This window comes from Candidatus Thermoplasmatota archaeon, from assembly GCA_029907305.1.
Lineage (GTDB): Archaea > Thermoplasmatota > E2 > DHVEG-1 > DHVEG-1 > JARYMC01.
The window spans coordinates 1-9,535 of sequence record JARYMC010000065.1; the positions used below are offsets into that span (position 1 = coordinate 1).

7 protein-coding genes are annotated in these 9,535 nt (G+C 34.9%); 5 read left to right on the top strand and 2 right to left on the bottom strand.

Annotated elements, in window-relative coordinates; genetic code table 11:
• Window positions 1–193: 193 nt before the first annotated feature.
• Window positions 194–2,965 (top strand): N-6 DNA methylase, encoded by a 2,772-nt coding sequence (locus QHH19_05540; GenBank protein MDH7517789.1) that lies wholly within the window; start codon window positions 194–196, stop codon window positions 2,963–2,965.
• A gap of 67 nt (window positions 2,966–3,032) precedes the next feature.
• A complete protein-coding gene (locus QHH19_05545; protein MDH7517790.1) occupies window positions 3,033–4,067 on the top strand; it encodes an NMD3-related protein in 1,035 nt (344 codons plus the stop codon).
• A 61-nt stretch (window positions 4,068–4,128) separates the two neighbouring features.
• On the opposite strand, the gene gatD is transcribed toward QHH19_05545, so the two are convergent.
• Window positions 4,129–5,418 carry a Glu-tRNA(Gln) amidotransferase subunit GatD gene (gene gatD / locus QHH19_05550; protein ID MDH7517791.1) on the bottom strand — a complete coding sequence of 430 codons (1,290 nt, stop codon included), beginning with the start codon at window positions 5,416–5,418 and terminating at the stop codon, window positions 4,129–4,131.
• A gap of 91 nt (window positions 5,419–5,509) precedes the next feature.
• On the opposite strand from gatD, the gene truA reads away from it, so the two are divergent.
• Genes truA through QHH19_05565 form a run of 3 tightly spaced genes read left to right on the top strand, consistent with a single transcriptional unit; the run spans window position 5,510 to window position 8,401 of the window.
• A complete protein-coding gene (truA, locus tag QHH19_05555) occupies window positions 5,510–6,265 on the top strand; it encodes a tRNA pseudouridine(38-40) synthase TruA (protein MDH7517792.1) in 756 nt (251 codons plus the stop codon).
• 52 nt (window positions 6,266–6,317) lie between these two features.
• Entirely contained in the window at window positions 6,318–7,010 is a 693-nt protein-coding gene (locus tag QHH19_05560; GenBank protein ID MDH7517793.1) for an ABC transporter ATP-binding protein, read from the top strand.
• An 8-nt stretch (window positions 7,011–7,018) separates the two neighbouring features.
• Window positions 7,019–8,401: a hypothetical protein gene (locus QHH19_05565; GenBank protein ID MDH7517794.1), complete on the top strand. Its 1,383-nt coding sequence runs from the start codon at window positions 7,019–7,021 to the stop codon at window positions 8,399–8,401.
• An 11-nt stretch (window positions 8,402–8,412) separates the two neighbouring features.
• Here QHH19_05565 and pfkA read toward each other — a convergent pair whose 3' ends face one another.
• Window positions 8,413–9,390, bottom strand: a complete 978-nt coding sequence (pfkA, locus tag QHH19_05570; protein MDH7517795.1) for a 6-phosphofructokinase — start codon at window positions 9,388–9,390, stop codon at window positions 8,413–8,415.
• Between the last annotated feature and the right edge of the window lie 145 nt (window positions 9,391–9,535).

A 9,535-nucleotide genomic window follows, 5' to 3' on the forward strand; every position in this document is an offset into this window, starting at 1 on the left:
ATTCATGACTATTCGTGTGCTGAAAGAGTAAAGTTTGCTGTTGAGAAAACGCTGGAAATTTTAGGAGAAAAATAGTGAGAAATATCCGCTCAAATTGATAGTTGATTTTTAAGGTTGTTTTTCTAGCTTAAAATGTTATTTTTTAAATGCCAAAAATTAAAGAAGAAACAGATAATATCATTTTTTAGGAAAGATGGATGAAAAAGCATTAAAAAATAAAATCCAAGAACTTATCAATAAATATAACAAAGTTGTAGAAGAGAAAAAAATTAAACGATACAATGAAGAAATGACCAAAAAGGATTTCATCCTTCCACTTTTTGAAATATTAGGATGGAATGTTTATAATAAACCAAATAGATCTGATTCTGTTTCTGCTGAAGAAAAAATATCTAAAAAACGAGTAGATTATGGTTTTCGAATAAATGGTATCCCAAAGTTTTTCCTCGAAGCAAAGGCATTAAAAGAAGATTTGGATAATCCAAAATTCATTGAACAAGCAATTAATTACGCTTGGTATAAAGGATGCACGTGGGCGGTTCTAACTGATTTTGAGCAAATTAAGATATTTAACGCTGAATGGAAAACAACTCATCCTATGCATAACCTTTTGAAATCTATAACCTGTTATGAGTTTATAGATAGATTTGATGAGCTTTGGTTACTGTCAAAAGATAGTTTTGAACATGGTCTTTTAGATAAGGAAGCTGAGAAATGGGGTAAGAAAACTAAGAAAACACCCGTTGATAAACAGTTGTTATATGATTTTACAAGATTTAGGGAGATGCTTTCAAAGAATATAACAAAATTAAATCAGGATAAGCATTTAACTGAGGAAGAACTCGATGAATCAGTTCAGCGTATTTTAGACAGATTGATTTTTATCCGTAATTGTGAAGATAGGGGGCTTGAAGAAAAAAAGTTATGGGAAGCAAAAAACGAGACTAAGGTTTTGAAGAAAATCAGGGAGATTTTCAGGTATTTTGATGAAAACTATAACAGCAAATTGTTTACCTATGATCCCATTGATCATAAAAAAGTCCATTTGTGCGATACTCTTGATATTGACGATGATATATTGCGAGAGATTATCAAATCATTGTATCAGACAAAGGATCAGTCGCTTTCCTACGATTTTTCAGCGATTAAAGCAGATGTTCTTGGGAATATTTACGAACAGTATCTTGGGCATATTCTAAAAAAAAGTGAGAAGCGAGCAAGGATTACTAATGGGAAGATGCATAGGAAAGAACAGGGGATTTACTATACACCGACATATATTGTTGATTATATCGTACAGAATACGCTTGGTGAATTACTAAAAAACAAGAAGATTGATGCAGATAAAATACGGGTTTTAGATCCTGCATGTGGTTCAGGATCGTTTCTGATAAAAGCGTTTGACGTGTTGAATGATTATTGGAAGAAGAAGGATAAGAACTATAGCCAGGCTCGTTTTGATATCACTGGACAGGGAATAACATTTACCAAGAAGAAAAAAATTCTTCAGAATAACATTTTTGGTGTAGATTTAGATAAGAAGGCGGTAGAGATCGCCCAGTTGAATCTATTGTTGAAAATTGCTGAGAAAGGGCAAAGTCTTCCGCTGTTACAACAGAATATCAAATGTGGAAATTCATTGATTGATGATCCTAATATTGTGGGTGAGAAGGCTTTCAAATGGGAAGATGAGTTTAAGGAAATAATGCAGGAAGGCGGTTTTGATGTTGTGATTGGAAATCCACCTTATGTTGACATTAAACAATTAGATCCAAAAATTGTAAAGTATTTGTTTAGTAAATTTAATACAGTAGAAAACAGGATGAATCTTTACTCTACATTTGTAGAAAGATCCTTAAGTTTATTAAAGGAAGGGGGCTATTTTGGGCTCATCATTCCAAATTCTATACTGTATAATGAATCTTATTCAAAAATACGAGAATTATTATTGAATACAACCTCATTAAGAAAGATAGTGAGATTACCAGACAACGTTTTCGAAAATGTTAAAGTTGAAACTATAATTTTGATATATCAAAAGAAAAGAGAAACTACAAAAAAGAAAAATTGTCAGGTATTAATTTATCCAAGAGAAGAAAGTATTGCATCAATAAGCGAAGAAAATTGTGATCAGATAATTTATTTTAATCAGAAATTATGGAATAAAACAGATAGAAAAATAATAAATATCTCTGTCAGTACTTTGTCTGATAAACTGTTAAGTAAAATCGAAAAAGATGCCACTCCACTAATTGAAATTTGTGATTTTTCTTTAGGATTAACACCGTATGATAAATATAAAGGTCACACTCGAGAACAGATAAAAGAGCGTGTTTTTCATTCTACTACAAAGAAAAATGAAACTTTTAAACCGCTCTTATCTGGTGAAAACATAGTTAGATATGGTATCTTTTGGGATGGTAAAGAATATATTAGTTACGGTGATTGGCTAGGAGCTCCAAGAGAACAAAGATTTTTTTTAAAACCCCGGATCGTGGTTAGGCAGATAGTAAGCGGAAAACCTCCAAGAATTTATGCAGGTTATACGGAAGAAGAACTTTACAATACACAGAGTGGGTTCAACATTCTCGTAAAGAATGAAAATGTTGTTCTTACAAAATATATTTTAGCAATATTAAACTCTAGTCTGATGAATTTTTACCACAAAGAAAAATATTTGGATCCATCCAAAACTCTATTTCAGAAGATATTAATCGCTAATGCTAAAAAATTTCCCATAAAAGTGATTTCTCTTGATAAACAAAGAAGAATTGCCCTTCTTGTCAACAAGATAATTTCTTTCAACAAACGCCTCAACGAACTTGGCGACAAGAAAACAGACGAAAGAGCCAAAATAGAGGAAGAAATCAAAAAAACTGATAATGAAATTGATCAACTTGTTTACAAACTCTATGGTTTAACAAAAAAAGAAATTGCCATTGTTGAAGAAAGTTTGAGAAATTAACTTTTTACTTGTGAATACCCTCCGTTATCCTTATAATATACAACTTCTATCTGACCTAAAACAAATTATGAAACCTATGTTCTGTGTAGAATGCGGTAAAGAAGGCCCCATATTCAGGGATGGAGTTTGCATTAGCTGCTACCTTAAAACACACAAGTTCACAAAAGGACCAGACATAATAGACCTAACAATGTGTGTAAACTGTGACTCATACAAATTCAAAAACACTTGGACAGCAGATCTCTTCGATGATATACTAAGGAGAACAATACGAAACACTTTCTATATGAGCAAAGAACTAAACAACGTAGAAATCACCACAGAATGCAAAAAAAAGAAAGAAACAATAGAATGCAAACTAATAATCTCAGGTTTCTTAGATAGCATAGAAATCTCAGAGGAACACAACATAACAATACGAATAAAAAAAGCAGTCTGTGATGTATGCTCAAGGCAATCAGGTGGTTACTACGAAGCGATAATACAGATTAGGCCAGATAGAACTAAACTATCAAAACAAGAGATAGATGACCTAGGAGCAACTGTTAGAAGCCTTGTTGACCAAATACGCAACAAAGGCAACCGCGCCCTATTTATAACAGATGAGGGTGAACAGCATGGTGGACTAGATTTTTTCCTAAGCGAAAAAAACTCTGCACAAGTAATAGCAAAAAAAATCCAGGAGCAATACGGCGGGGAAATCAAACAATCAGCAAAAAACGTTGGTATGAAAGACAGCAAACAACTATACAGAATGACCTATCTAATACGACTACCAGCATATAGAAAAAACGATTTTATATCATACAAAAAATCGTTTTACCTTATAACTTCAATACACGCGAACAGGGTGCATATGATACGCTTAGACAACTGGGAGGAAACATCAGTTGATGTAAAAGAACTAGAAAAAACAAAGATACTAGGCGGTAAAAACCTAGTTAAGGAAATGATTTTTGTAAGCCAATCAAAAAAAGAAGTACAACTGATGGATTCTAAAACATATGAGACAATAGATGTTCAAAAACCTAAAAATATCACCTACAATACAGAAAAAATAAAAGTTGTAAGCATTGAGGATCAAATATTTTTAATACCCTAAGTTATAAACTATATCAGACATTTTTTGTCAAAATCTATTGATATATTAGAAACAGAACCTTTTATAGAAACGCATCGCTTCTTGTTCTCTCAGATATCTCCCCAGCGAGATTAGTAGTCATAAGCTTCTCGGCATCCTCTCTTTTCTTCGCATGCGCAAGCACCCACATGAGTTTAACAAAAGCGGTCTCAGGAAGCATATCCTCACCAGGAACAACACCAATGCTAAGTAAATCTCTCCCAGTAGAATAAACATTCATGTTTATACGACCAAAAATACACTGAGAGGTCATAACAATAACAGAACCATTCTTGATCAACTGTTTAACCCTAGGAAAAACACTCTCAGGAACATGACCAAGACCAGTACCAACAAGAACAACACCCTTCCTATCAGGTATATCCTCGGGTTTCAGACCAGGATGAGAATAAACCATTGCAACATCTTCTTCCATCTTATCATCAACAACAGTCTTACCACATATCTTCCTATACACACCATCGATTTTTATATCACCATTCCTGTCAACGCGCCCTATAGGTATATCATTCACAGTCTTGAAAGCATCACGCCTAGACGTATGGAACTTCCTAACCTTAGTCCCCCTATGAATCAAACTATACGAGTCAGATATCTCACCATGCATAACAACAACAACCTCACCAATATCAGACTTAGACGCTACATTAGCAGCAGCAACAAGGTTTTGTGCAGCATCAGAAGAAGGGCGATCACTAGAACGCTGAGCACCAACAAGAACAACAGGACCAGAAAGATGCTTCAACATAAAAGACAAAGCAGCAGACGTATAACCAAGGGTATCAGTACCATGTGGTATAACCACGCCTTTTACACCACCATTTAACTCATCTGCTATCTCCTTAGCTAGTTTCTTCCAATGAGCTACCTCAATGTTTTCACTAAGCATCTGAAAAGCAACACGAGCCTTCACATTACAGATATCAAAAACCTCAGGGACAGCAAAAGCAAGTTCCTCCGCAGAAGTCGCAGGATAAACAGCACCAGTCCTATAATCAACATAACAAGCTATAGTACCACCAGTACCAATAACCGAAACAGTAGGCTTCTTAGCATCAAAAGGGATCTCCTTAACCTTCTTATCAACAACATTGTGTTTTTTTACCAAAATAATCTCACTATCCTCATCAATACTGATACCAATATTATACCCGTTTTTCAGTTTAATATTAACAATATCCTCACCACTGAAAGCATGATGAGGCATCAAAACCCCTTCATGTTTATCCTTCTTTGTAACCACCGCAATTGTATCCCCTATCTCAGCGCCAATCTTCTTCAACTTATCTTCAATAAACTTTTTTCTAGGCATACTCTGTCACTAAACCATATATTCTAAGTTTTTAAAGAATTATCCTTACATGACAAGAATTTCTATATACATAAAACAAATCACTTGTAACATGCGACTCGCAATAAAATTCGCATACAACGGAAAAAAATTCCATGGTTATGCGAGACAACCAAAACTGAAAACAGTCGAAGGCGAACTAATAAAACAACTAATAAAACAAAAAATAATAGACGATGCTAAAAAATCTTGCCTAAGAACAGCCAGCAGAACAGACAGAGGAGTCTCAGCACTAGGCAACGTCGCAGCATTTAACACAGATGTTCCTGAAAAAAATGTTTTAAAGAAACTTAAGAACAACACAGACATAATTGTATATGGAATCAAAAAAGTTGAACCAGAGTTCTATCCAAGATACGCAAAATGGAGGATATACAGATACTACCTAAACAAAAACAACCTAGATTTAGATGAAACAATATCTACAGCTTCAATATTCACAGGTGAACACAACTTTACAAACTTTGCAAGAATAGAACCAGACAAAAACCCTGTTAGAACCATAAATAACATAACCATAGAAGAAAAAAACAGTTTTTTCGTAATAGATTTCTACGCACAAACCTTTTTATGGCATCAAATAAGAAGAATCGTATCTGCTATTGAAAAAATAGGAAAAAACAAGATTACAAAACAACAAATAATAAACGCGTTAAACAACCCAAACAAAAAAGTTGATTTTGGTTTAGCACCACCAGAGCCACTCATACTAAAAGATGTGATATATGATTTTAATTTCAAATACCACAAAAACAGTTTAAAAAAGATAAAACAATTAGAAACAAAGATATACAAATCACTTCTCTAAAAAACAGTTTTTACATATCTTTATATCACAGTTCCTTTTATCCTTCTAAAAGATGATTGTTGTAGAAAACCTCACTAAAAAGTATGGGAAAATACTTGCACTAAATAACGTAAACCTCACTTTTGATGAAAAAACAGTTACAGCAATAATGGGTGAGAACGGAGCAGGAAAAACCACTCTTCTAAAGATCTGCGCTGGTGTAATACCATTTGACCAAGGTAACGTAACAATAGATGGTTTCTCGATAATAACAGATTCTGTATCTGCACGGGAAAAAATCGGTTACCTACCTGAGATGCCCTACATGTATGAGCGTCTAACAGGAAGAGAATTCTTATTTTATGTAGCATCTCTAAGGAAACTTAACGATGCAGAAGAAAAAATAGATGAGCTATCCAAACTACTTGGTATATCACATTTCATGGACCAGGAGCTGGGTGCTTACTCAAAAGGGATGAAACAAAAAATCTCCTTGATATCCGCTATTATGCATAACCCAAATAACCTATTGCTAGACGAGCCTGTCTGGGGTCTTGACCCGTTAACCGCTAAAACACTACAAAAATTCATAATAGATAGAAAAGGTACAACAATCATTGCCACGCACTCGCCACAGCTTGTTGAAAAAGTTGCAGACAAAGTATACTTCTTGGTGAGAGGAGAAGTTAAACTCTTTGGTGACGTAAAAGAAATCACCCAAAGATATGGAAGTATAGAAGAAGCATATTTTAGTAACCAGGGATGAAAAAGATTATGCTTGAGACATACAAATATCTGTTCTTGGATGTTGCAAGAAACTTTTTCCGCAACGTAAAAACCTCGCCATTGCTATACCTCTTTTTTTGTTTCATGATGTTTTTTTCCGTAGCTGGTATGGTATTCATAACATTATTTTTAATAAGACAAAAAGTAGAGGTGAACATATACGAGGTATTCCTAATAATACTGTTTATGGTAACTATGAAATCAGGTGTTGATTTCCATAAATACTACATAAAATCAAACACAATATCGTACCCACTATCAGCACCTGTTACTCATGCGAGAACAATATCAGAAATCTTCTTGGTCGTATTCTGGCTTCAACTAGGGTTATGGGCTTTCTTCTCAATACTATTCAGCATACTCATAGCACTATCAGGGGTCAGACTAGCATACCCAATTGAATACCTACAGTTCACAATGGGTGTTATACTAGGAACAATACTTGGTTCATTGATTGCCATGCATTTCTTCAGCTCAAAAAGACTTAGACTAATCCCAATACCAGTATTCTTCTTACTACTATGGTTTTACCGCGAACCAACTGAGACACTAATAATACTCCTACTAGCAACAGTTTATCTTATAATCAGCTTCAAATCAGCACTAGACTCATACCAGTTCGTAAAAAGAATAGAGAGAAAAAAAGAGCTAGATCAAGTAAAAATACGTGACACAATAAAAGCGATATTCCACAAAGAAACAACCCTGCTATGGCGTGATCGACTACTATTTAGCTTTATTTTCTCAGCAGTAACAATAGGGTTTTTCTCAGGATACCTAGCACAGTTCGGTGGAGACTCAATACTACCAGAGGGAATCAAACAACTAGCAAGGTTCATAACACCATCAATGTACGGCTTCCTAGGAGTATACATCCTAGCAATATACACATCAGTTTTCACATCACTAAACTTTTTCCTAGCAGAAGAAGACACAGAATGGCTAATCAGAAACCTACCAATCAGAGAAAAAACAATAATGCGAGGAAAAGCAGTATCACTAATCCTGCCGTTTATATGCTCGATACCATTTGTAGCATTTTTCTCAGCATTCAAAGGACTAGACATGATACCATCAATGACGTGGTTCCTAACATTCTCATTCCTAGTTGGTGTAACAATATCTTTCCCACTAGGAGCCAAATACATGGGCAAAAAATCAGATGTTCTACTACTTTATTGTGTTGCAATGATCCTTTTTATTGTTCTCGCTCTCGCTATGGCTTTTGAAAACCTGATAAGCCTCTACTCAAATTTCCTTTTACCGTTCTATATAATCACGATATTAGCTGCGTTCGTTTCAATGTTTTTGTCAATAGAGTTCTCAACACATATATTCAAACTGAGATACAACGCTTCTAAAACATATTAAAAAAAATTTTTTTATATAGCTAGTATCTCAGCCATTTTAACAAACTCGTTATTAATCCCCTTCTTAACAGTATAGGTTTCCTCAAGCGGTGTTAGCTTAAGTTCGTTGTTAACGATACCAACTATTTTATCATTCTCATCTGCCATTGCAGCTATCACAGCCCCATAACCAAGTCTACTAGCAAGCATCCTATCAAAAGCAGTCGGGCTACCACCACGCTGCTGATGACCCAACACACTCAACTTTATCTCCCAGTCCACATAATTCTCGATTTTTTCTTTAAGCTTAAAAGCATCACCCACCTCATCCCCCTCAGAAACAACTATTATACTACTTTTCTTCCCCCGTTTCTGCCCCATTTCCAGCTTCTTGCATAGCTTTTCTATGTCAGAATAAGTCTCAGGTATCAGTATCTCCTCAGCACCACCACCTATACCAGCATAGAGCGCTATATGACCTGATGTACGCCCCATAACCTCCACGATAAAAAGCCTTGAATGAGAAGTAGCAGTATCCCTAATCTTGTCAATAGCTTGAAGAGCAGTGTTAACAGCTGTATCAAAACCAATAGTATAATCAGTACCATAAAGATCATTATCAATAGTACCAGGCACACCAATACCTCTAACAGGATGCTCATTAACCAGAGTATGTAAACCTCTAAAAGAACCGTCACCACCAATAACAATAAGAGTATCAACATCATGTTTCTTCAAATTATCAAATGCTTTAGCCCGCCCCTCTTCTCTATAAAAATAATCACAACGTGCAGTCTGAATAAAAGTACCCCCCTCCTTTATTATACCACTAACAGAAGAAAGATCAAGATCAATAAAATCATCCTCTATCAAACCCTGATAACCTCTTCTTATTCCAAAAATCTTGTTACCATAATATATACCAGTTCTAACAATAGCCCGAAGAGCCGTGTTCATACCAGGCGCGTCACCACCACTAGTAAGAACACCAATAGTTTTTTTACCAACCATAATACTAAACCTCACCTTCAAATTCAAACTAATTTATATTCTTTTCTTTCCTGTAAAGATGACATGTTAAAGTCACCTCGCCTCTCAGATAAGAGAGGTGAGATAGATGAACTATGTAGGATTAGATATCCATAAAACCTTCTGT